The organism is Breznakibacter xylanolyticus (assembly GCF_003254275.1).
In the GTDB taxonomy this organism is placed as follows: domain Bacteria; phylum Bacteroidota; class Bacteroidia; order Bacteroidales; family Marinilabiliaceae; genus Breznakibacter; species Breznakibacter xylanolyticus.
Genome location: NZ_QKZK01000003.1, coordinates 142,429 through 165,219 on the forward strand (window position 1 = coordinate 142,429; position 22,791 = coordinate 165,219).

Genomic DNA, 22,791 nt, shown 5'->3' on the forward strand with positions numbered 1-22,791 from the left:
TACCTAATGGCGGTTTTACAGCACTTTGCAAGGCTTTTCGCCCGCTCAAACTTCTCCTCGGTTTGACAGTTGAATCGTCCGCAATCCGCCACTAGGCATATGCGTAACGTTGTGTGGCATTATAATAAAGACTCAAAAGATGAAAAGCAATAACAAAGTTTATATAAAAATACTAGATAATAGAATCGGTAGATTCATTTTAAAATTCTACTTTTTTTTAATAATTCCATTGTATTTTTTGACTCCAGTCCTTTTAGTATATCTGAATGAACCAAAACCATTTTTCTTCAAAGGAAAGGTTACTAAGCAATATGACGATGTTGCTTATCTAAATGGCAGAAAAGGTAAGAGGAAAGATGAGAAATGCATTACATTAGAATTAAATGACTCAATTAATTTTATTTTACTCCAATATTCAGCTCGGAATATCTTGAAAAATAATAAAATCTTAAATGACACTGTTTTTATACAATACAAAATACTACCAAGATACCGTCATGAGCTATCAGATTTAATTGAGACACTCACTTTCGAAAAAGAAAATGAAGATTATATCAAGAATAGAATGCCATATTTTAGTATTAAACTATTAGCTACTAAGGACAGAGTTCTGGTAAATGAATCTAAAGGTGTAATTTTAATAGTATTCTTACTTTTTTTCATTTCTATTACTTGGTTTTTACTTGGTGTTATAAATGACATAAAAAGGATTTGGCTATCTGTGCCAGAGAAAAGAAGTATTAATGGATTGGGAATTTCTAAACCGAGCCAGAATAATCATGGTAAAATCATAAAGAACTTTAGTTCATGTCCTGCTTGTGGAATGAGACTTAAAGATTCTGATATTGAGTGTCCCGATTGTGGATTGAACTTTAACTGATGAATAATAACGCCACACAACATCGCATATACCTAATGGCGGCTTTATTGCACTTTGCAAGGCTTTTCGCCCGCTCAAGCTTTTTCACGGTTTGACAGTTGAATCGTCCGCAATCCGCCACTAGGCATATGCGTAACGTTGTGCCCCATTCTAAAAAAAAATAAAATGAACATTCAAGATCTATTAAGCAATACAGCATTAATATCAAAGAAAAGCAATCAATTATTGGATGCAACAGGAGGAAGATTCAATATTTTCCAAATAATCGGTTTAACAACAGACGAAACAAGGTTACACTCTTCTTTTCTCTGCGAATTATTAAACGTAAATGGTTCGCACGGTCTGAAAGATAAGCCTCTTAAAGCCTTTATTAAAATATGTTTAGATAAGGAATTTGAGTTTAATGTACAAAATGCTATCAGTAAAGTTGAATATCATATTGGAGAGAAAACAGAAACGAGTGGAGGTAGAATAGACATTCACATCATTGATAATGAAAACAAAGCAATAATCATTGAAAATAAAATATATGCAAACGACCAAGAGTGTCAAATGCTTAGATACTTCAATTATTCAAAGAAATATTCTGAATCTAGACTAATATATTTGAGTTTAGATGGGAAATTACCATCAGATTTCAGTTTAGGTGGAATTCCTTTTGATTATATACCCTTGTCTTATAAATTCGACATTATTAATTGGCTAATTGCATGCAAGCAACTTGCCGTTGATTTTCCATTAGTAAGGGAAGGTATTAGTCACTATATAAACCTTATTAAACAATTGACAAACACCAGTTTTATGGAAGAAATAAATGATGAGATTGTTGGATTGGTAATGCAATCCCCAGAAAATATGCAAAATGCATTTGAGTTAGAAAAAGCATTGTTAAACGTGAAAATTAAAACTCAAATGGAATTCTGGAATCAATTAAAAAAATCCCTGGAAAATAAAGGATTGAAAACAAAAGGAGATGAGGATTCTAAAACAGTTGATTATAGTAAAGTGAGAGGCTTTTATGAGAAGCAAAGAAATAAGGACATTCAATATGGATTGTGGATTGAGGTTTTCAACAAAAATGGAGTAACTATTCATTGGGGATGTGAAGTTCATAACAATATCTATTTTGGTTTTACATTAGAGAAAGAAGGTAAAGGAGGTATTTCAAATAGTGATTTTGCAAAACCGTATAGGCAGATTGTTAAAGAATGTAATGAGCTATACTTTGAAGATTCTGAATTTTGGCTTGGGTGGGTATATCCCCAAACAATGTTGAATTTCAGAGATTTTAATACAAGAGAGGTATTTGGATTATCAGATAAAACGATTTTAGAAAGTGTAACAAATCAAATAGCTGATAAAGCATTTTCTGAGATTTCTTTTATTACAAAGAAACTTGAAAATTAAATTGAATAGAAAAAAGAACGGGGCACAATATATAGGGATTTAAGCGGCATGTAATGCCTAGCGCGAATCCCAGGTTGAACTATATCCCGGATGTTCGGCTATGGATTTCTCAGCCGTTGTACTCTTTTTAATCGATTGTCAAGAGGAGTTAGAGTGTTTGGATGAAATGTGGAATCGGGGTATAGTGATCAATGTTTGTGATATTTTGAATTGGGTTATAGTATTATGATAAAAATACGTCATGTATTGCTTCCATTAGGTCAATACGATGGCTGTCCCTTTAAAAGAGATGAAAACTCGGTTGATTAAATGGTTATACGAAACGCTTTTTCGTCAAAAAACCGATACCGGTGGGTGAACGCACCCTCGGGATAATTGCAATTGAGATCAACGCTTCTTTTTTGCAGGCAGGGCATTGCAAGTTGTTGTATCCGGTAAGTCGGGCAACGCGTTGCTGTTTGGTTTCCGGGGCGGCGATCACCATCGGCGCGTCTTTAAACCTCAATGCCGTGTAGCGGGCACTATAAATCCCGTAGCGCCTAATTTTCACAAATCCATGCGGGAGAATGTGAAGGCAGAAACGACGCAAAAACTCCACGCCCCCCGCTGGCGCGAGTTTGTAACTCGTGCCCTTTATTCGCTCACGGTTTGTGGTTCCTGCACTTCTGTGTTGTTATTTCCCTGTGTGATGGCACCACTACCCCGGGCAACCGCTGGGAGACGCATTCGCTGCTTCGGTACAATGGCTCCCCCCGCTGGCGCGCATTTGTAATGCGTGCCTCCTTTTTCATCTTGTAGCTTCTTGATGTGTTTTGGTTTTCCTCAAATGCCTTTTTATCTTTTTATTTCATTTCTTCTGCTGCAAAACACATTATTTTAACATTCCAGTTTATTTTGCTTGCCCCTTTTTTTGTTAATTTTATTGCTTCTTCCACTTTAACTTTAAAGTGGATGTATCACCAATGGTGATATTAATTAGTTGGCGGCAAGTTAAAAAAACAGACAACTAAATAAGAGGAAACTGAATTATTATAAAACACTAAATCATTAAAACATGGCGAATTTTTCTGACCAAAAAATCCAACAAGTTTGGGAGAAAGCACAAACTGTTGACTCATTCAATAAAGATTTATATAGGAAAGACTGTTGCGGTGCTTGGATGCAAAGAGACAAATATGGAGTAGAAGAACTTTATGGTTGGGAAATCGACCATGTTTATCCAGTCTCAAAAGGCGGTACAGATGACTTGGTAAATTTACGCCCAATGCAATGGGAGAATAATAGAAGCAAAGCTGATAGCTACCCTGATTATACTGCATCAAAGACTTCGGATGGTAATAAGAATATTAATAAGGAAGAGAATAAAACAATCAATGATGCCTTAAAATCTGAATTAAAAGAAAGATATAAAATCAAATAATTAATCATCTAAATCTTTAAAAAAATGCCTGAATTAAAAACACGAAGATTATTTATAAGCCATGCATGGTCTTATAGTACTCATTACAACACGATTGTTAAGTGGTTTAATGAAGAACCTAATTTCAGTTGGATAAATTATAGTGTACCAAGTGATGATGGTTGTTCTGAGAAAACGAAATCTGGACTAAAGACTTGTTTAACAAACCAAATGAGACCTGCTCAAGGAATTATTATACTTGCAGGTATGTATGCTGCCCATAGTGATTGGATTGATTACGAAATTGATGAAGCAGTTCGAATGGGTAAAACAATTATTGGCGTTAGGCCGTGGGGGCAAGAAAGAATGCCTGTAAAAATCCAAGAAGCTGCACATACTATTGTTAGTTGGAATAGTGCAAGTATAATAAGTGCAGTAAGAGCATGGATATAAAAGTCGACTCCACTGATTTACCAGGGTTGTATCAATCTGCTGATTCCGCATCTCTTAGAGAGCAAAAGAAATATTTTAGAGCAATAGGAATTTATTCTATTCTTTTGGTTTTTGCTGCACTATTTGCCTTTTGGTCAGACGGAAGTGAAAATCCTACGACTAACATTATTTCAACTCTTTTCTTTCTAATTACCCTTTCAATCATGATTTGGTTGAGAGTATCTAAACCAGATGATATTTGGTACAATGGTCGTGCCGTTGCTGAATCTGTAAAAACACGTGCATGGCGTTGGATGTTGAGAGCAGAACCTTACGAAGATTGCGAAGATGTAGAGATAATGCGAAAAAGATTTGTTGCTGATTTAAAGACTATTTTAAAACAGAATGAAAGCTTAATAGGTAAATTAGGTATTAGTGCCAGCGTAGCCGAACCTATTACAGACAAAATGCTTCAGGTAAGAAAACTAACTCTACCTGAAAGATTTGAGTTATATAGGAAAGAACGAATATTAAACCAAGCATTGTGGTATACAAAAAAAGCGAAATTTAACAAGCGTAAATCAACTTTATGGTTTACAACAACTGTTGTACTACACGGTTTAGCGATTGTTCTATTATTGTATAACATTAAAGAGCCTAGTTTAAAATTGCCGATTGAAGTTATTGCGGTCGCAGCATCATCAGTATTGACATGGCTTCAATCGAAAAAGCATAATGAATTATCTTCTTCATATTCATTGACAGCTCATGAGATAATGCTAATTAAATCAGAATCAAATAGAATTACGACAGAATCTGAATTATCTGAATACATATTGAATTGCGAAAATGCTTTTTCAAGAGAACATACACAATGGGTAGCAAGAAAAAATGAATAACCAGCCGCCAACATCATGTATAAAACATTGGGGTTTAGGTGGTTACTTGAAGTGTACTGCCCCGCATCAGCTTTTGCAACGGCAGACAGGGACGAAGCCCGCAATCCCCAACGTTTCATACATGTATCCGTTACCAACAAGCGTAAAAAGAAAAAACCGCCACAACTTAATAAAAGTGAATCCTAATACCGAACAACATGATACAAACTAATTTTGCAGAAATTATTGACAAAGGAGAATGCTTATCTACACTTCACTTAAATGCAAGTATTTCTTGGCCTGACCAAAATTTAAAAAGATTAGCCAATAGAGAAGAATGGAGTAAATATGATTTTTATCCATCAAATGGATTAGTTGGTGAAATAATACACGTGATTAATTCAACCATCTATATCCTGAAAATAAACAACAAATACTTTGTTCCAATGAGCAAAGATGGAATTCGATTTATCTCTGAAAGCGTGTTTAAGTCAAAAAAAGATTTATCAAATAACAGTGGAATGGACAACCGTCAGAAAAAAATCAACTCTGACTATGATAATTTCATGAAATCAATGAATCAAAAACCAATCTACAAAGAACATTTTAAAATTGATTTGGGAAAGAATTTTTCTAAAATGTTTAATACACCAAATAAGTCAGTAACAGTGAATGACATTTTAAATGAAGCCGCCATGTATTCATGTGACATATGTTTGAATTTCAAAGAGAAATCAGGTGGAATTCTTTCCAACGATTGGATTGAGCATTTAACACTTCAAACATGTGATGCAGTTCAGGACCTAATTAAAGAGATTACTCATGAACATAAACTGAAAGTGTTAAATGTAGTTAAGGAACTATTGAATAATGGAACTGCACAAATTAAGGTAAAGCAATATTACAATTATCAATAAAAACTCAATTATGAATGAACCCCAGATTTCGACATCTGTATTATTTACAGGTTTTCTTGGATTAACTGAAAGTCAAATTGATGGGAATAATCCTTTTGGTTCTGCATTAAAGAAAGTTGGCAAACAAGATTTAGAGGCTAATATGCAGATTATTCTTTATGCACTAAGCCAAGAACAATATTTTGAAGCTATCGTAGATAAAGACCAAAATGGAATTGTTGTTAGTCAAAAAACCTATTGGACAGACATTGAGCAATTTTATGAAATGATGAAAAAAAAGTCTATCCCTTGGCTAAAGTGCGGTTATTCTGATGGCTTTTATATTGAATCCCCCCAATTCGAGAAAATTCTTTTTGAATTGGTTTCATACCCAGGTCGTCCAACTTGCATATTGACAAGCATCTAAATAATATAACAACATTAATAACGAAGTTATGGACAATTTTATGAATGAAATTTCTGGAATGGCTACTGAAAGTATCATTATGTCTGACTTTCATAAAATAGTAGACACCAAAAAAGTCAATGGTATGCTTTCTAGAACAGCTATGATTGAATCAGTTGGTTTACTATGCCTACAAAGATGTATAGAAATACGTCAAAAACAGTCCGCCTTTTTTTCTGAAGAAAGAGTCGATTACGAGATTAGTCTTGTTTGTAAAACAATTCAGAAACAGTTTCCATTTCCAAATGAAATCATAGGCGAGTGGATTTTACCCAAAGTAAAAGAAGGCTTGAAAAGATTCTAATTCATTATTGGAAGAAAAAAACCCCGCTGGCGCGAGTTTGTAACTCGTGCCCTTTATTCACTCACGATCTGTCGTCCCTGCACTTCTGTGTTATTTTTCCCCTGCTCGCGCACATTTGTAATGCGTGCTTCTTTTTTGCGACATCTCATATCATTTGCCACCTGCTTTAGTTAGCGCTACAATAAACCCAAACATCAAACCCAGCAAAGTCAGAAATAATCTATCTTACAACAATTTCATCTAAAATATTGGTAGTTTCCCAGCTACTCATTCAATTTCAAAAACGTTTTGATTATTAAATAAATGAACATCGCTCAAATAGAAGAAAATCTGCAAACCGTAATCAAGTCCTTCTCAAAAGAGTCTTTTATTTTCGACTTATTATTGGCTTATGGTTCCCCTAAAGCATCAATTAGCCGTTTGCAGAATGGTAATTTAAACCTCTCAAAAATTGATGGCGAAATTTCCTGGAAGAAAAAAGTGTTTTTCCGACCTGTTGAAAATGCCGATTTACACAACGAAATATCCGAACTCGCCAATCAATTAAAACACGAACAACGTTTTGCAATTGTAACCGATTTCAAAACACTTTTGGCAATCGACACCAAAACTCAAGACAAACTTGATATTGAACTAAACGAGCTGCCCAAACATTTCGACTTCTTTTTACCATTGGCCGGAATGGAAAAAGCCCAACACGCCAACGAAAACCCTGCCGATGTAAAAGCCGCCGGCAAAATGGCCAAGCTTTTCGACGAGATTAAAAAAGACAATCCCGACAGTTCCCCCGAATTCATTCACGAAATGAATGTTTTCCTTTCTCGTCTGTTGTTTTGTTTCTTCGCCGAGGATACCAATATTTTCGCTGAAGGTCAATTTACAAATGCCATTGATTCCCATACCCAGCCCGATGGCAGCGATTTACATACCTATTTAAACAAACTCTTCGAAGTTCTTAATACACCCGAAAACAATCGAAATAACTTACCGGCCTATTTGCAGGCTTTCCCATATGTCAATGGCGGTTTGTTTCGCCCTCCCTATCAAACACCCAACTTCTCTCGCCGTAGCCGACAGGCAATTATCGACAGTGGCGAGCTCCAATGGAAAGAAATAAATCCCGATATCTTCGGGTCCATGTTTCAAGCCGTTGTTTCGGTTGACCAGCGTGGAAACCTCGGGCAACACTACACCTCCGTTCCTAACATCATGAAGGTCATTGAACCTTTGTTTCTAAACGATCTGTACGAAGAATTTGAGAAAGCCCTACAGACGCAGAATGCGGCGTCTCGCCTAAAGCTTCTTAATGCACTGCTGCTTCGCATCAGCAAAATCAAAATCTTCGATCCGGCATGTGGTAGCGGAAATTTTCTCATTATTGCATACAAAGAGCTGCGACGCCTCGAAATGAAAATTCTTAAAGAGCTTGGCATCCTTGCCTTTTCAAACATTCATTTAAGCAACTTCTACGGTATCGAAATCGACGACTTTGCACACGAAATCGCAAAACTAGCCCTCTGGCTGGCCGAACACCAAATGAACGTCGAATTCTACAACCAGTTTGGTCGTACCAATCCCACCCTGCCTCTGCGTGATGCCGGAAATATTGCTCTGGGGAACGCATGCCGTCTCGATTGGGAACAGGTTTGCCCAAAACAGGAAGGCGATGAAATTTATATTCTGGGTAATCCGCCATATTTAGGAAGCAGAAATCAGAATGAATTACAAAAAAATGACTCAAAATTAAATTTTTCTAAAGATTATAAAAGTTTAGATTACATAGCAAATTGGTTCTATAAAAGTTCAAATTATATAGATGGTATAGATGCTCAATACGCATTTGTAAGTACAAATTCTATTTGCCAAGGAGAACAAGTTGCTCTTTTATGGCCAAGATTATTAAAAGAAAAAAAAGAGATTTGTTTTGCTTTTCAATCTTTTAAATGGGAAAATAATGCAAAAAGTCAAGCTGCTGTTATGGTTGTTATTATTGGAGTTAGAAACAAATCATCTAAACAAAAATATTTATTTGCGCAAAATAATATTATTACTACAAAAGTTATAAATCCCTATTTATCTACTGGTAGTTCCGTTTTCATAACAAGACATTCAAGTCCAATTTCAAATCTTCCTGCTTTAGTATATGGTAGTATGCCAAATGATGGAGGAAATTTGATTTTTACTACAGAAGAAAAAAATGAATTAATCAATTCGTACCCTGACGCGGAACAATTTGTTAAACGTTTTCTTGGTGCGCATGATTTTTTAAATGGAGGAGAACGTTGGTGTTTATATTTAGAAGAAAATGAAGTTTCTTTAGTTATGAATATTCCAACAATACAAAATAGGCTATTAAAAGTTAAAGAAATAAGAGCAAAAAGCACAGAACAAAGTACTCGATTGTTAGCAGAAAAGCCATATAAATATTATTTCTCAGCTCACAGAAAGACGGATTCAATCATTATTCCACGTCATTCTTCTGAAAGAAGAGAATATATCCCTATCGGATTTTTAACGGATAAAACCTTAATTGCTGATTCTGCCTTAGCAATATATGATGCAACACCATATATTTTTTCGATAATCACATCAAGATTACATATGACTTGGGTGAAAACTGTTGGTGGCAGACTTAAAACGGACTATAGATATTCAGGTTCACTTTGTTACAACACCTTCCCCTTTCCCTCAATCTCCGACAAACAAAAAGAAGAGCTCACCCAATGTACCATGCGCATATTAGAAGAACGCGAAAAACACAGCGAAAAAACCCTTGCCCAGCTCTACGACCCCGATAAAATGCCCGAAGGCCTGCGCGAAGCCCACCGTCTCAACGATTTGGCTGTGGAGCGTTGCTACCGCAGCAAACCATTCGAAAGCGACGAAGAACGCCTGGAATACCTGTTTAAACTCTACGAGCAGATGATTGAAGAGGAGAAGAACAAAGGGACGTTATTTGCTGAGGAAAGTAAAACTAAAAAGAAGAAGAAATGATGCTAGCAGAAAACAGTAGTCGCGAATATAAAAGTCTTCGCAAAGCTATTGGGAAACAGGCTGATTTAAAATCGCTTGCCGAAACCTGTGTTGCTTTTGCAAATGCTCAAGGCGGTGAAATTATTATAGGCATTGAAGATAAAGAATCTGCACCTCCTTCAAACCAAAAAATAAATCAAGACGAAGTAAACAAGGTCGTTAGTACTTTGCGAAGCTTAACTGATGGTGTTGGCATTGTTAATCAAGAGATCGTTAAACATGAAAATGGCGGTCAATATTTCTCATTAAAAATATTGCCGTCAACACGCACCATTGCCATTACATCAGCCGGTAAAGTTTTCATTCGTATTTCCGACAATAGTGTCCCCGTTGGCAATGAGGAGTTAACAGATTTGGCGGCTGAAAAAACTGCTTTTCAATGGGAAATTGTTTCGCCTCAAAAAATATATTTACATCAAGCCGATGCCATTCAGGTGAAAAGTCTTATCAAAGATTTGAGACTATCGGAACGTGTTTCCGATTTTATAAAGGATAAAGAAGACACCGAAATATTAGCTTATTATCAGTTGTTAGACCATACCGCACTGTTAACAAATTTGGGCGTTTTATGGTTAGGAACCCCTGCTCAACGTGCCCGTTTAAGTTATCCTATTACTGTGCAATACATTGTATATAATGAACTGGAAGAAAAAGTTCGAAAAAAAGAGTGGCATCTTCACTTGCACAATCCCAAAGATTTATTGCTTGAAATTGAAAAAGATGCCGTTGAATTAACATACAGTACCGAAATACCCGATGGTTTGTTCCGTAAAAATCTGCGACAATATGCAAAAGAAGTCATTAGAGAATTGCTTATAAATGCTATTGCTCACAAAAAATTCACTATTTCGGGCGATATTTTCATTCAAGTATATCCAAACAGGGTTACAATTACCAGTCCCGGCGGGTTTCCAATTGGCATTTCAAAAAATAACATTTTGCATGAACGTCATAGGCGCAATCCTCATTTAATCAATTTGCTTAGTGTGCTTAAACTAATGGAAGGTGAAGGTTCGGGGTACGATTTGGTGTATCAGAAATTAGCTATGGATGCAAAGCCACTACCCCAAATCGAGAATTCATTCAATAAGGTGGCTGTTACTGTTTATGCTAGTGCTATTGATACTGGTGTGGTATCAATCCTCGATTATATTGACAAGCATTTTCTTCTTTCTCAAAAGGAGTATATAACCTTAGGGATTATTGCTACCGAAAAAAAGATTCTTTCTACTCAATTAGCAGTGAAATTGCAACTCAACAGTGAAGACAAAATGCGTTCGTGGATTGGCTCTTTGATTGATAAAAATATTCTTGTCTCGCAAGGTATTAAGAAGGGTACAGAATATTTGCTTAATCCTGAATTGTTTAAGCAAGCCAAATTAGATATTGCTCCTTCGCTGAAGACGATTGAGCCTTATAAACTTGAAGCTTTGATTATTGAGGATTTAAAGTATAACGGTAAAAGTAAGATGGTTGAAATAAAAAATAGATTAAGAGAAATTGATGAACGTGATATTCAAAAAACAATTTATAAAATGACTAAAGCCGGTAAAATTAATATTGAAGGTGCTGATAAGAACCGTGTCTATTTTATCTAAAAAAAAGCAAATAAAAAGCAAAACGAAAAGCAAAATCAATAATGTGCTGTATGTCTGCATTATAAATCTTAATTTCTAAAAAGTAATTGAAAGCATTTTCTTCGTTGATTATATGCACGATACAGAACCTACGATTTGTCCAAAAAAAAATAAACCTATAATAAAATCTAAAATAAAATCAATCATCTTCTTCATTTTCTGACACATGGATGCATTGCTTTTATTTTGCGTATAAAATGAATGTCTAATGTCTAAATGAAAAAAGTTTTAGATCAACCTTTAGATGAACCTTTAGATGAACAATCAACACTATAACCTTGAATATCAATACTTAAATGTTAAGTCTCCTAGATGAACTAACCATCAACAATTAACAATTAACCCTTAACCATTGATAATTAACCCTTAACCCTTAACCATTAATAATTAACCCTTAACCCTTAACCATTGATCATTAACAATTATCCATTAATAATTAACAATTAACAATTAACAATTAACAATTAACCATTAATCATTGATAATTAACAATTAACCCTTAACAACTAATGGAGAATATCGTTAAGAATAAAAGTTTTGCATTTGCAGTGAGAGTTGTGAAATTATACAAATTTTTATGTGAAGAGAAAAAAGAATTTGTGTTATCCAAACAGCTTTTACGAAGTGGCACTTCGGTTGGGGCAATGGTTCGTGAAGCAGAACACAGCGAAAGCAAAGCTGATTTTATTCATAAAATGGCTATAGCTCAAAAAGAAATCAACGAAACTCTTTATTGGCTCGAACTTTTAAAAGAAACCGAATATATAACCCATCAACAATTCGAAAGCATTAATAAAGATGCCATCGAAATCATCAAATTAATCACATCCATAATTAAAACCACCAAATCCCACATTAACCACTAACCACTAACCACTAACCACTAACCACTAACAATTAACAATTGATCATTAACCACTAACCACTAACAATTAACCACTAACAATTAACCACTAACAATTAACAATTGATCATTAACAATTAACAATTAACAATTGATCATTAACCATTAACAATTAAAAAAGTGGACATCGTACACGTAACATACAACCAAACAGGACAAAGCTCAAAAACAAACCCAATGGGAATGCGCGATATGCAGGAAAAAGCATATCAGGCTCGCGATGCGCAATATCTTTTATTGAAAGCGCCTCCGGCTTCGGGTAAATCAAGAGCTTTAATGTTTTTGGCTTTGGATAAACTCAAAAACCAAGGACTGAAAAAAGTAATTGTGGCCGTTCCCGAACGTTCCATTGGCAGTTCCTTTGCCAAAACCGATTTAATGAAATTCGGATTCTTTGCCAATTGGGAACCAAACGACCGTTACAATCTTTGCACACCGGGCAGCGACAATAGCCAAAGCAAAGTAAAATCGTTCCACGATTTTATGCTCAGCAACGAGTCAATTCTCATTTGTACCCATGCAACGCTTCGCTTTGCTTGTGAGGAACTTTCGGAAGACAAATTCAACAACTGTGTACTTGCAATTGATGAATTTCACCACGTTTCTGCCGATGTAAACAACCGCTTGGGCGATATCCTCCGTAACATTATGGACAAATCAACTGCCCATATTATTGCCATGACTGGCTCGTACTTTCGTGGCGACAGCGTACCTGTTCTAAAACCCGATGCCGAAGCTCGTTTTACAAAAGTCACTTACAACTATTACGAACAATTAAACGGTTACAGTTTTCTCAAATCGTTAGGTATTGGCTACCATTTCTATCAAGGTCGCTACACCGATGCCATTTTAGAAATTCTCGATACCAATAAAAAAACAATTCTTCATATTCCCAATGTCAATTCCGGCGAATCAACCAAAGACAAACACAACGAAGTTGATTTTATTATCGATTCTATTGGTTCGGTTGAAAAGCAAGATCCCGAAACTGGCGTCATTCATGTAAAACGTAATACTGACGGCAAAATACTCAAGGTGGCCGATTTGGTTGAAGATAACCCGCGCGAACGCGATAAAATTGTCGCTTATTTGCGTGACATTAAATCCGTCGACGACATGGATTTAATTATTGCTTTAGGAATGGCCAAAGAAGGTTTCGACTGGCCCTTTTGCGAACACGCTTTAACCGTTGGTTACCGTGGTTCATTAACCGAAATCATTCAAATTATTGGCCGTGCAACTCGCGACAGCAATAACAAAACGCATGCTCAGTTTACAAACCTGATTGCTCAACCTGATGCTGCCGATGATTTGGTAAAACTTTCGGTCAACAACATGCTAAAAGCCATTACTGCTTCTTTATTGATGGAACAAGTTTTAGCTCCTAATTGGTCTTTCAAAACCAAACTTTCTGATGAAGACATAGCCAAACCGGGCGAAATTAAAATCCGTGGGTTAAAAGAACCCAGTTCTAAACGAGTTAAAGACATCATCGAATCGGATTTGAACGATTTGAAAGCATCCATACTTCAAGACGATACAATGCTTAAAGCCATGCCCGGCAATGTTGACCCCGAGGTAATCAATAAAGTCTTGATCCCTAAAATTATTAAAATCAAATACCCCGTGTTAAACGATACAGAAGTTGAAGAAATTCGTCAATATGTAGTGGTTGATTCTGTAATTAAAAACGGCGAAATTAAAGAAGTTGGCGATAAACGATTCATCCGCATGGCTGACACGTTTGTTAACATTGACGATATTCACATCGACCTGATCGACCAAATAAACCCTTTTCAAAAAGCCTTTGAGGTACTCTCAAAATCTGTAACAACAAAGGTTTTAAAAGTTATTCAGGAAACCATTGAATCGACTCGCATTAAAATGGATTTCGAAGAAGCCAAAATCCTTTGGCCCAAAATTCAAGAATTTGTAAAAACATACAAACGTGAACCGTCTCTCTCGTCCAATGACCCTCTCGAAAAACGAATGGCTGAATGTATCATTTATTTGAAAGAAGAAAAACGTAAAAGAATGGTTAGTGATCAATGATAAATGGTCAATGATAGCAATTAACAACTAACCATTAACAACTAACCATTAACAACTAACCATTAACAACTAACCATTAATAATTAACAATTAACAATTAACAACTAACCATTAACCCTTAACCATTAACAATTAACCATTGACTACCAAAACTAAAATTTTAGACGAAATATTTAACAGCGATTCATTGGGTTTGCTCAATGTCAAACCAAAGTGTTCTTCTGCCCGGAATGCAGATGAACGCCTGTTGGCATCATTTCAAGAAATTGTTGATTTCTACGAGAGAAACAACAACCAAGAACCAACACCAAACCCAAGTAATATTGCAGAATATCAGCTTTATTCCCGTTTGAAAAATTTGAGAGAAAGCGAAGAAAAAATATCAGCGCTTGCTTCCGTTGACAAATACAATTTATTGCAATCGGCAAAACAAGAATTAATCTCAATCGATGATATTTTTAGTGATAATACATTTGACTTGTTAAATACTGATTCTGAAGGTTTATTTGATTTTAAACATACGCCTAAAGAATACGAGCGGGCAAGTGCTGAATTTGTGGCGCGTCGTAAACCTTGTAAAGATTTCAAAAAGTATGAACCTCTTTTTAAAGAAATTCAAAAGGATTTAGCATGTAATAATCGCAAACTTATTGATTTTGCTCAAAGGAATTTAGTTGAAGGCTCATATTATGTACATAATGGTGTTCTTTTCTTGCTCGAGAAAATCAGCATCACTCAAAAAGAACATTACAAACCCGATGGTACTAGAGTTCGAGAAGATGGACGAACAAGGTGTATTTTTGAGAATGGGACCGAATCCAATATGTTAAAAAGGTCTGTTGAAAAAATCCTTTACGCTAACGGCAAAGTAGTGACTGAAAACATTCAAAAAGTAAACGAAGGTTTCATTGAGAATTTTTGTGCCATAACAACAGAAGACGAAGTTGCTGGTTACATTTATGTTTTAAAATCTAAAAGTACTGACAATCGGATTACTTCTATTCAGAACCTTTACAAGATCGGTTATTCTAAAACTGAAGTTACTGAAAGGATTAAAAATGCTGAAAAAGAACCAACCTATCTTATGGCTCCGGTTGATTACATTGCTGGTTGGAAATGCTTCAACATGAACCCGCAGAAATTTGAACAACTCATTCATAACTTCTTTGGTAATTCCTGCTTAGAAATTGATGTTTTTGATGATAATGGTAAACGTTTTACCCCCCGCGAGTGGTTTATTGCCCCTATTGAAGTCATCGAACAAACAATCGAATTAATTATTAACGGCAAAGTGATTTATTACAAATACGATGCTGTAAACATGACAATAATTAAAAGATAGCACCGATGGCGCCCGTTTGCTACGCGTGTCTTTTCTCATATAGTTCAACCCTGCTCCCGCGCGACTCATGCAAATTCGGGTCACATCCGGACAGTGTTTCCGGGTTTATCAGGACACTTCTTTAGGTCTCTTTTCTTTGCTTTTCAAAAACACGATGAGCAATGAAAAAGACCATTATGATAAGAATTTGTGTTTTGTTTGAATTGTATGCCGGGCTATGCATCAGTTGCCGTGAGGCAGCGAAAATCACAGGACCGGGGTAAGCGACAGGTGCCGTTTATTGTTTCATTCCCCTTCTCTTTATCCAATTCCCCGTTGTCTTTTTCTCGTAAATTGCTTATCTTTACATTTCTCAGGGACATGCGCCCGGGGAAGCATCAAACAGCTCGTTGCATCTCAGCAGCTAGCTGTTTGTAGTTTATGGAGTATCCTTTCCCCCGTTCGGCTTAGCCTCCTAGCTAAGTCGCTCCCTTTGGCCTTGGCATCCCCTGGCTGGCGCAAGTTTGTAACATGTGCATTTTTCATGCCGTTCCCCTTCAATCCCTAACGGAGTACAGACGCGCTACCAGCGCGTCTCCTTTGTAATCAGCACTGCAATATATAAATTAGCACACAACGCCTCCCATTCCTCCTCATTTTTAAATCCACCAAAAATCCCCCCATTCATTCCCCTTCTCCGTATCTATGTAATTCAATTCACACAATAACACAGCGATAACAAAAGCTCAATTAAACACATCCTCATCTTGTGTCTTGATACCCAAATCTTGATACTCTAAAACATGAAATACATCAAACTCCACTCTTCAACCACCTTAGACATCTATTCCGCCTCCTTCGAGTCAGTGTTAGAATGCCCCATCATCGAAGGTGGGATCGCTGCCGGTTTCCCTTCACCAGCCGATGACTTTCTCGACTCGTCCATCGACATCAACAAATACCTCATCAAAAACAAACCCGCCACCTTCTATGCCCGTGTCAATGGACACTCCATGAAAAACGTCGGCATCAACGATGGCGATTTGCTCATCATCGACAAAGGCATCGAACCCGAAAATGGTAAAATTGCAGTGTGCTATATCGATGGAGAATTTTCTATCAAGCGGCTCAAAGTCGAAGAAAACCGCTTCTGGCTCATGCCCGAAAACGACGCATTTCAGCCCATCGAAGTGCTACCCGAAAGCCATCTTCATAAAAACTGAAAAAATAATGACCTCTGTTGATTACCTTTTTCCATGTGATCGGATAAATGAGAAATACTAAATCATTACGGTCATGAAAAAGTTATTTATCACTTTGCTATTCACAATTATCACATTGAATAGCTTTTCGCAATTGGTTCAATTTACCCCCCTTATCGATTCTCCACATAACAATGGTGTTAATAATTCTCATCAAAATGAGAATCAAACATTCCGTACTACTGCTTATGTCTTGAATGACAGAGGTGAAGTTGAGAAAAAAATCTCAATCAAAGTTTCAGTTTGCGAAACTCCTTTGGGGGAAAGATTAAATATCACAGCATATTATGATCCCCAATCGGCAACAGGAGCGACTTGGCAACCGATAAATATTCAGGCATATACAATTGGCAGTGTAACACCAATGACCCAAATAGAGCAGGTGGCTTTTGCAAATTTCAATTACCATGCCATCTGGGGGTTTCAAAAAATATGGTTTAACCTTTAATCATTGTCTGCGCAATGATGAATACATAACATTCAAGACGTTAGCATCACCCAACCATAAAAGATCTGCATTTATCCTCTTTCAACACTTTGCCTTACTGTACTAAAATTTCAAACCATGAGAAACTTTTGCTTGATCACATTTTTATCAATGTGTTTATTCGCTTATACACAAACTTCTAAAGAACATTGGATCGAATGTAATAACGAAGGATGTTTGATCAACGATCCCTATTATACCGATAACACTACCGTAATTTGGACTGGAAAATGTTCGAATGGTAAAGCCACAGGCTATGGAATTCTAACAAAATATTATAGTGGTAAATTGCAATCAACCTATTTGGGGCATTACAAAAAGGGAATCCGACAGGGGAAAGGTCGTTTCGTGCATCATATAGACGGAACTGAACATATTGGTTATTTCAAGGATGGACAAATGGTAGGAAAGGGCACCTGGTCTGATTCTTTGGGCAACCGGTACAAAGGTTCCTTTATCAATTACAGGATGCATGGTAACGGAAAAATGGTCTTTTCTGATGGGAGTACTTTTAAAGGATTTATGGCGACAGATAAATTGTATTCAGGAACTCTTACCCATCCTGATGGTTCTGTTTCACACATCCATGAATGTCAGATAGTCCACACGATCAAAAAAATTAATTCCACTTACAAACCTGAAATTGGTAAGCTGATAACGGAGTATTTTGATAGTCAATGGGAATATTGTGACAAACAAAATGCCGCTTATTATAGAATGGTTACTTACAAAGCACCTAATAAACCGATCGGCACTATCAAAAATTACAATATTTCTGGCGTACTATTGGATGAATATAACGCTGCCTACATAAGTTACGATGATCAGGCAAAGAATTTTTACGAAGGTGAATTTTGGAAATACTATCCAAATCATTCGATCAAAGAACATGGATATTTTCTGAACAATAAAATCAACGGCATACTTACCTTATACTATGAATCGGGTACTATCAGCGACAAATGTTCTTTTAAAGATGGTTTATTGCATGGTATTTCTAAAAGATGGGATGATAACGGCAAATTGTTTATGACGGCAAATTTTAACAACAATGAGGTGTTGAATGAACGATACGATATTTTTCACAACGACACTATCTGCAAGTGGTTAAAGTCTGTAGATTTTAATATAAACAGGAATGAATGGGAAATATGGAATCCGGAAGATGAATCTGTTATTACTAATGACAATAAACTTAAATTCTCTGTTTCCGATTCAATATTCTCACCCCATTTCAGGGAAAAATATATCGATATAAACACTGACAAACCGTTCGAAATTGAAATGAATATTTCAAATATCTCAGGCGTGGATAGTGCAGCATGTGGAATCTCCTTTTTTTCTAATACTTATGACACTTTTTACAATTTCTGTATCAATAAAAGACAAGAATATTTCATCATTGCTTTGAACAAAGGTGAATTTATGCCTCTCACAGACATTACATATTGCCAGGCAATCAAACAAGGAAACGAGAAAAATACACTTACAATAACGAGAACAGATGATGCCTATTTTTTTTGTATAAACGGACATTTAGTTGAAACATTCCAGTTATTACCAATAAATGAGTACAATATTGGTGTTGCGGCTTACTACAAGGGTGAACACCTTATTCATAACATATACACCTACGAATTAAATCCGGCCTGTCTTAAATAATTCAATAAAATGCACTTTATCAGTCACAATCCTAAGATTGTGACTGATAAAACTCACAAAATCAAATTAACCACACCAATGAATACAAAAATCAATACTCGCTTTATTCTACTCTGTTTGGGCTTATTTATAGGCTTAATTGGTTGTCATTTCCACCAAAATGATAACAACAAGTCAGATTCAATAATTCAACCTAATATAGCTCAAAAGCAAAATCCAATCGAATTATTCGACCTTATCTGTTTGTTTGCTCATGATCCTTCTTCCCCTTCACTCGAATGGGCAAATCAAGCGAACAATCCTGACATCCTTTGGTCTAATTCTGGTATTCTAATGTCCGATGATCGCTTCTATCGTCATGGGCAGGCAATTGTTTCTGTTAACAATCAATTATTAAATTGTCTTGATGTCAATTCTGTTCCTTGCAAATGGGATCTGGTTTTATCTGGCTCTCGCTGTGGTTACAACTCCTGTCTGATTCAAAGTGTCCATCATCAAGCTTTCAACGAAATATCTTTACCTGAACTTTTTAAGGGAAGAAATTTTAACTGCAAAGTAATTGATCATGATGACTTTACTTCACGTTATACATTCTCAATTCCCGGAAAAACTCCATTCCTCCTGTCAATCTCTTGGTCTTGTGGCTCTGCTGGCTGTTCGCTGAAAATCATTTGCGATTATGAATAATTTCACCATTAAACCATCTGAATATGAAAAAAGTATATCTCTCGTTGCTCTTCTCCATAATGACATTTACATCTATTCATGCAGAAAGAGAATGGGGCAAAATGTCTGACCTTGACGACAATGGCGGCTCATCGTGGATAATCTTTGCTATTATTTTCTTAATCGTAATAGTGAAAGTGATTTTTGATTCGAAGAAAAAGTGAAAATACAATCACGCCTTCACCTCAAAACAACAAACCCAGCCCAGGAATAAGGCTCCGGGTATTTCTTCTTCACCTTCAATTGTGCCTCTTTCAGCGCTTCGATTACCGACTTTCCGGTGAGATAGCCATCATAAAAGTGGATCATCAATTCCGAAGTCGCTTCATCCGGCACTTGCCATAAACTCATCACAATATTTTTGACACCGGCCATTTTAAAGGCGCGTTGCAAACCATAAACTCCCTCACTGTCGCTTATATCTCCTAATCCGGTTTCACATGCCGACAACACCACCAAATCAACATGGGTTAAATCCATTCCCGATATTTCAGCGGAAGTCAACACGCCGTCTGTTTGCGTTCGGTTGTCCTGACCGTGCAATTCTCCCGAAAGCAAAAAACCGGAACGAATCATCGGGTTTGTCACAATCGTATATCCATCGCTGATCCCGTAGATGCTTTCCCGCATCACCGTACTCGTATTTTTTGGGTAATAAAAACCATGCGTGGCAATATGTATCAAGCGTATTTTATCGTCACTTTCCAAACATCGAAAATTGGCTTCTGTGGCATTTATCCCGCAATAAATATTGTATTTCAACCCTCTTTTATCCATCAGTTGCGCTATCGTGCTGATTTCTTTGCGCGTTCCGGGTAGTGCAGCAAATCGACCTGATAAAATGTTACGGGTGATTTCTTTTTGAACATCATTTCCCCAAGCGGCGGTTTCGGCCATAGTACCAAATGTAACATCTCCAAATAATGCCACATTCATCAGCGTTTGCGTGCTATCTTCCTTGGTGTTCCATATCTCCTTCAGGCTGCTTAAGGTCTCCAGACTGTACGACTCATCAATCGTGAGTGCAGCAAATGATACCCTGTGCAAAATGCCACTCAACGATACAAATACCCGACTGGCTCCCTCAAGATGCTTTGTCACTGGCGCCCAAACCATTTTGTACATTTGCCCGTGTTGATTGTCGGAGTAAAGGGCATTTATATTGTCTTTCGAACAGCCTCCCAGCAATGCCTCTATTTCACGTTCTTCTGCCAATGGCACCAGCTTCAAATCAGCACTATGTGGGGTAACAATCACTGCATAATACCGATTCGCGATGGGATTTAACGGATCAATCGGAAAATTGACAAATTCAATTGCCACCTCATCATCATTCAGTTGGTCACGTACCTTCTGCCAGGTAATCTGTTTTAAAAAATATGCTTTTGTGTCGGCATGTTGCTCTACCTTTTCTATTAGCTGGTGTTCTTCCATCGTCAGGGTGTCAAGCAGATCCATCAATTGCTCTCGCTGATGCACTTGCAGCATTGCTTTTATTTCCGATTCCTTTTTACGTTTTACAATGTCTCGATATAACTTCTCTGCGTTATCGTCACGTAGTTGTTTAATAACCGCTTCAAATGCTTGTTGCGATTGCAGTGCGCCATGCTTTAAACACAACACATTGTTGAGCACCTTGCCAATATTCCCTGCGCCGTTTTGCTGCAAATAAAACGCATTGATGATTCGGGCATCAGTCTCAAATCGTCTGGTAAAAAACTCTTTTTCTTCGAGCGTTGTTGTTTCAAAATATTGAGCCATCAACATTTTTAACGTGCTGTCTGCTTCTGCCATCATTTGAATCGCCTTGGCTTGATGCCCCAACGCACCATAAGTGAGTGCTGTTTGGATGGCTGGTTGAATATTCTCCTGAATTGAATAGCCTGACGGTTTTATGGTTTGCCAAAAAATACGGTATTGCTCGTTGGCCTTCTGATACTGTTTCTGCCTAAAATAGAACGCAGCCAATGCCCTTTTTTGAATTGCCATAATCCGTTGCGGCATTTCTTCACTTGACGCGATGGCTTCCTCAAAATATGTTTCTGCTTCCTTGTAATTGCCGGCAAATTCTTCATACAATCCCATTTGATTGAGATAATAGGTGTAAATTTCATCACCTTCAAAGGTCGATGAAAGCTCATTTGCTTTCTCTGCAAATTGCCGTGCCTCTGTAACATTACGGCTGCTTATTTTTGAATTGAGCATGGCAAGCACAACCCCAAAATACATGGTCGTTTCTTGGTACGCATCATCAGTGGACATTTTTTCGTAAGCCTGTTCTCTGATTTGCAATCCTTTGACTATATCGCCTCGCGATTCTGCATATTGGGCGTAGGTCAGCATCAATATGAGGGAATAAACACGCTCCCTTTCATCCATCTTCTGAAATTCATGATTCAGATTTCGAAACCATTCATCTGCTTTCACCACATTGCCCTTACTGAGTTCTATTTTGGCAAGACGGATTTTGGTGTCCATGACATTGGTGCGTTGTTCTGAATCCATTTGTTGTGCGATGAACAGGCATTGGCGGTACAATTGCTCCGCCTTTTCAATATCCTTCCCAAGGTTTTCAAGGCAAAAAGCATAATTAAACTCAATCCGGTAATGTCGCCTCTGCAAAAATTGGTTGCCCCATTGGGAACTGACAAAGGCTTTTTTTAAAATCCAGAATTCCGATGTAATTGTTTTCTCGTTCTGGCTCTTTTCATACAAAGTTGCTGCATACGTCAGAGCCTTTTCATACTTCCCTTCTGTAAAATACTCCTCAGTTTGATTGACATATTGGTACTTGTTATCGACCTGATGTACCAGCCATGCAACCGGAACATATTCTATTACCAGACCCAAAATCCCAAAAACAACAATCAATATCCAAAATCCGATGTTGTGTGCGACTTTTCTGAAATTGCGTACGAAGTGGTAAACCCCCACCATCAGAAACAACACAACAAACAGGGTCACAATAAGCATTCCCCCATATTTGTAAATCCCCCACAAACCGGTCGGTTGCATTACAAACCACAACAAATTGGCAATGTTGAC

At 36.9% G+C, this 22,791-nt stretch carries 20 protein-coding genes and 1 pseudogene; 18 read left to right on the plus strand and 3 right to left on the minus strand.

Going from position 1 to position 22,791, the window contains the following annotated elements:
- The first annotated feature begins 139 nt into the window (after positions 1–139).
- Both LX69_RS02750 and LX69_RS02755 read left to right on the plus strand, forming a co-directional pair.
- Entirely contained in the window at positions 140–880 is a 741-nt protein-coding gene (locus tag LX69_RS02750; RefSeq protein WP_111444286.1) for a zinc ribbon domain-containing protein, read from the plus strand.
- 165 nt (positions 881–1,045) lie between these two features.
- On the plus strand, positions 1,046–2,287 hold the full coding sequence (locus LX69_RS02755; RefSeq protein ID WP_111444287.1) for a PDDEXK-like family protein: 1,242 nt from the start codon (positions 1,046–1,048) through the stop codon (positions 2,285–2,287).
- A 313-nt stretch (positions 2,288–2,600) separates the two neighbouring features.
- Here the strand turns inward: LX69_RS02755 and LX69_RS18110 are convergent, their stop codons facing one another.
- Positions 2,601–2,771, minus strand: a complete 171-nt coding sequence (locus LX69_RS18110; RefSeq protein WP_245934923.1) for a hypothetical protein — start codon at positions 2,769–2,771, stop codon at positions 2,601–2,603.
- A 33-nt stretch (positions 2,772–2,804) separates the two neighbouring features.
- Positions 2,805–2,888, minus strand: a pseudogene (locus LX69_RS18320) (transposase); the annotation flags it as partial.
- 453 nt (positions 2,889–3,341) lie between these two features.
- Here LX69_RS18320 and LX69_RS02765 point away from each other — a divergent pair.
- The 16 genes from LX69_RS02765 to LX69_RS02835 all read left to right on the plus strand — a co-directional run bounded on the left by LX69_RS02765 (position 3,342) and on the right by LX69_RS02835 (position 19,910).
- On the plus strand, positions 3,342–3,707 hold the full coding sequence (locus tag LX69_RS02765; protein WP_111444289.1) for an HNH endonuclease: 366 nt from the start codon (positions 3,342–3,344) through the stop codon (positions 3,705–3,707).
- 24 nt (positions 3,708–3,731) lie between these two features.
- A complete protein-coding gene (locus tag LX69_RS02770) occupies positions 3,732–4,139 on the plus strand; it encodes a TIR domain-containing protein (RefSeq protein ID WP_111444290.1) in 408 nt (135 codons plus the stop codon).
- Positions 4,130–5,017: a DUF4231 domain-containing protein gene (locus LX69_RS02775; RefSeq protein ID WP_111444291.1), complete on the plus strand. Its 888-nt coding sequence runs from the start codon at positions 4,130–4,132 to the stop codon at positions 5,015–5,017. Before LX69_RS02770 ends, LX69_RS02775 begins: the two co-directional genes overlap by 10 nt.
- 197 nt (positions 5,018–5,214) lie before the next feature.
- Positions 5,215–5,913: a hypothetical protein gene (locus LX69_RS02780; RefSeq protein ID WP_111444292.1), complete on the plus strand. Its 699-nt coding sequence runs from the start codon at positions 5,215–5,217 to the stop codon at positions 5,911–5,913.
- A 10-nt stretch (positions 5,914–5,923) separates the two neighbouring features.
- Positions 5,924–6,319: a hypothetical protein gene (locus tag LX69_RS02785; protein ID WP_111444293.1), complete on the plus strand. Its 396-nt coding sequence runs from the start codon at positions 5,924–5,926 to the stop codon at positions 6,317–6,319.
- A gap of 28 nt (positions 6,320–6,347) precedes the next feature.
- Positions 6,348–6,662: a hypothetical protein gene (locus tag LX69_RS02790; protein WP_111444294.1), complete on the plus strand. Its 315-nt coding sequence runs from the start codon at positions 6,348–6,350 to the stop codon at positions 6,660–6,662.
- A gap of 303 nt (positions 6,663–6,965) precedes the next feature.
- On the plus strand, positions 6,966–9,656 hold the full coding sequence (locus LX69_RS02795; protein WP_111444295.1) for a class I SAM-dependent DNA methyltransferase: 2,691 nt from the start codon (positions 6,966–6,968) through the stop codon (positions 9,654–9,656).
- On the plus strand, positions 9,653–11,293 hold the full coding sequence (locus LX69_RS02800; RefSeq protein ID WP_221621258.1) for an ATP-binding protein: 1,641 nt from the start codon (positions 9,653–9,655) through the stop codon (positions 11,291–11,293). Before LX69_RS02795 ends, LX69_RS02800 begins: the two co-directional genes overlap by 4 nt.
- A 548-nt stretch (positions 11,294–11,841) precedes the next feature.
- The gene (locus LX69_RS02805; RefSeq protein ID WP_111444296.1) at positions 11,842–12,198 is read left to right on the plus strand and encodes a four helix bundle protein; all 357 of its coding nucleotides are present in this window, start codon (positions 11,842–11,844) and stop codon (positions 12,196–12,198) included.
- Positions 12,199–12,419: 221 nt separating this feature from the next.
- A complete protein-coding gene (locus tag LX69_RS02810; protein WP_245934924.1) occupies positions 12,420–14,288 on the plus strand; it encodes a DEAD/DEAH box helicase in 1,869 nt (622 codons plus the stop codon).
- A 139-nt stretch (positions 14,289–14,427) separates the two neighbouring features.
- The gene (locus LX69_RS02815; protein ID WP_111444298.1) at positions 14,428–15,630 is read left to right on the plus strand and encodes a GIY-YIG nuclease family protein; all 1,203 of its coding nucleotides are present in this window, start codon (positions 14,428–14,430) and stop codon (positions 15,628–15,630) included.
- A gap of 782 nt (positions 15,631–16,412) precedes the next feature.
- Entirely contained in the window at positions 16,413–16,832 is a 420-nt protein-coding gene (locus tag LX69_RS02820) for a LexA family protein (RefSeq protein WP_111444299.1), read from the plus strand.
- Between the two features lie 73 nt (positions 16,833–16,905).
- A complete protein-coding gene (locus LX69_RS02825; protein ID WP_111444300.1) occupies positions 16,906–17,319 on the plus strand; it encodes a hypothetical protein in 414 nt (137 codons plus the stop codon).
- A 117-nt stretch (positions 17,320–17,436) separates the two neighbouring features.
- Positions 17,437–19,020: a hypothetical protein gene (locus LX69_RS02830; protein ID WP_111444301.1), complete on the plus strand. Its 1,584-nt coding sequence runs from the start codon at positions 17,437–17,439 to the stop codon at positions 19,018–19,020.
- 9 nt (positions 19,021–19,029) lie between these two features.
- Positions 19,030–19,707 (plus strand): hypothetical protein, encoded by a 678-nt coding sequence (locus LX69_RS17505; RefSeq protein ID WP_170124209.1) that lies wholly within the window; start codon positions 19,030–19,032, stop codon positions 19,705–19,707.
- Positions 19,708–19,730: 23 nt separating this feature from the next.
- A complete protein-coding gene (locus LX69_RS02835) occupies positions 19,731–19,910 on the plus strand; it encodes a hypothetical protein (protein WP_111444302.1) in 180 nt (59 codons plus the stop codon).
- A gap of 16 nt (positions 19,911–19,926) precedes the next feature.
- Here the strand turns inward: LX69_RS02835 and LX69_RS02840 are convergent, their stop codons facing one another.
- Positions 19,927–22,617, minus strand: a complete 2,691-nt coding sequence (locus LX69_RS02840) for a CHAT domain-containing protein (protein ID WP_170124210.1) — start codon at positions 22,615–22,617, stop codon at positions 19,927–19,929.
- Positions 22,618–22,791 lie beyond the last annotated feature (174 nt).

Coding starts and splice junctions, on each gene's coding strand:
- LX69_RS02810 (WP_245934924.1), top strand. CDS start 12,420: ATGCGCGATATGCAGGAAAAAGCATATCAGGCTCGCGATGCGCAATAT.
- LX69_RS02765 (WP_111444289.1), top strand. CDS start 3,342: ATGGCGAATTTTTCTGACCAAAAAATCCAACAAGTTTGGGAGAAAGCA.
- LX69_RS02785 (WP_111444293.1), top strand. CDS start 5,924: ATGAATGAACCCCAGATTTCGACATCTGTATTATTTACAGGTTTTCTT.
- LX69_RS02780 (WP_111444292.1), top strand. CDS start 5,215: ATGATACAAACTAATTTTGCAGAAATTATTGACAAAGGAGAATGCTTA.
- LX69_RS02825 (WP_111444300.1), top strand. CDS start 16,906: ATGAAAAAGTTATTTATCACTTTGCTATTCACAATTATCACATTGAAT.
- LX69_RS02830 (WP_111444301.1), top strand. CDS start 17,437: ATGAGAAACTTTTGCTTGATCACATTTTTATCAATGTGTTTATTCGCT.
- LX69_RS02805 (WP_111444296.1), top strand. CDS start 11,842: ATGGAGAATATCGTTAAGAATAAAAGTTTTGCATTTGCAGTGAGAGTT.
- LX69_RS02775 (WP_111444291.1), top strand. CDS start 4,130: ATGGATATAAAAGTCGACTCCACTGATTTACCAGGGTTGTATCAATCT.
- LX69_RS02800 (WP_221621258.1), top strand. CDS start 9,653: ATGATGCTAGCAGAAAACAGTAGTCGCGAATATAAAAGTCTTCGCAAA.
- LX69_RS02750 (WP_111444286.1), top strand. CDS start 140: ATGAAAAGCAATAACAAAGTTTATATAAAAATACTAGATAATAGAATC.
- LX69_RS17505 (WP_170124209.1), top strand. CDS start 19,030: ATGCACTTTATCAGTCACAATCCTAAGATTGTGACTGATAAAACTCAC.
- LX69_RS02755 (WP_111444287.1), top strand. CDS start 1,046: ATGAACATTCAAGATCTATTAAGCAATACAGCATTAATATCAAAGAAA.
- LX69_RS02795 (WP_111444295.1), top strand. CDS start 6,966: ATGAACATCGCTCAAATAGAAGAAAATCTGCAAACCGTAATCAAGTCC.
- LX69_RS02770 (WP_111444290.1), top strand. CDS start 3,732: ATGCCTGAATTAAAAACACGAAGATTATTTATAAGCCATGCATGGTCT.
- LX69_RS02820 (WP_111444299.1), top strand. CDS start 16,413: ATGAAATACATCAAACTCCACTCTTCAACCACCTTAGACATCTATTCC.
- LX69_RS18110 (WP_245934923.1), bottom strand. CDS start 2,771: ATGGTGATCGCCGCCCCGGAAACCAAACAGCAACGCGTTGCCCGACTT.
- LX69_RS02790 (WP_111444294.1), top strand. CDS start 6,348: ATGGACAATTTTATGAATGAAATTTCTGGAATGGCTACTGAAAGTATC.
- LX69_RS02835 (WP_111444302.1), top strand. CDS start 19,731: ATGAAAAAAGTATATCTCTCGTTGCTCTTCTCCATAATGACATTTACA.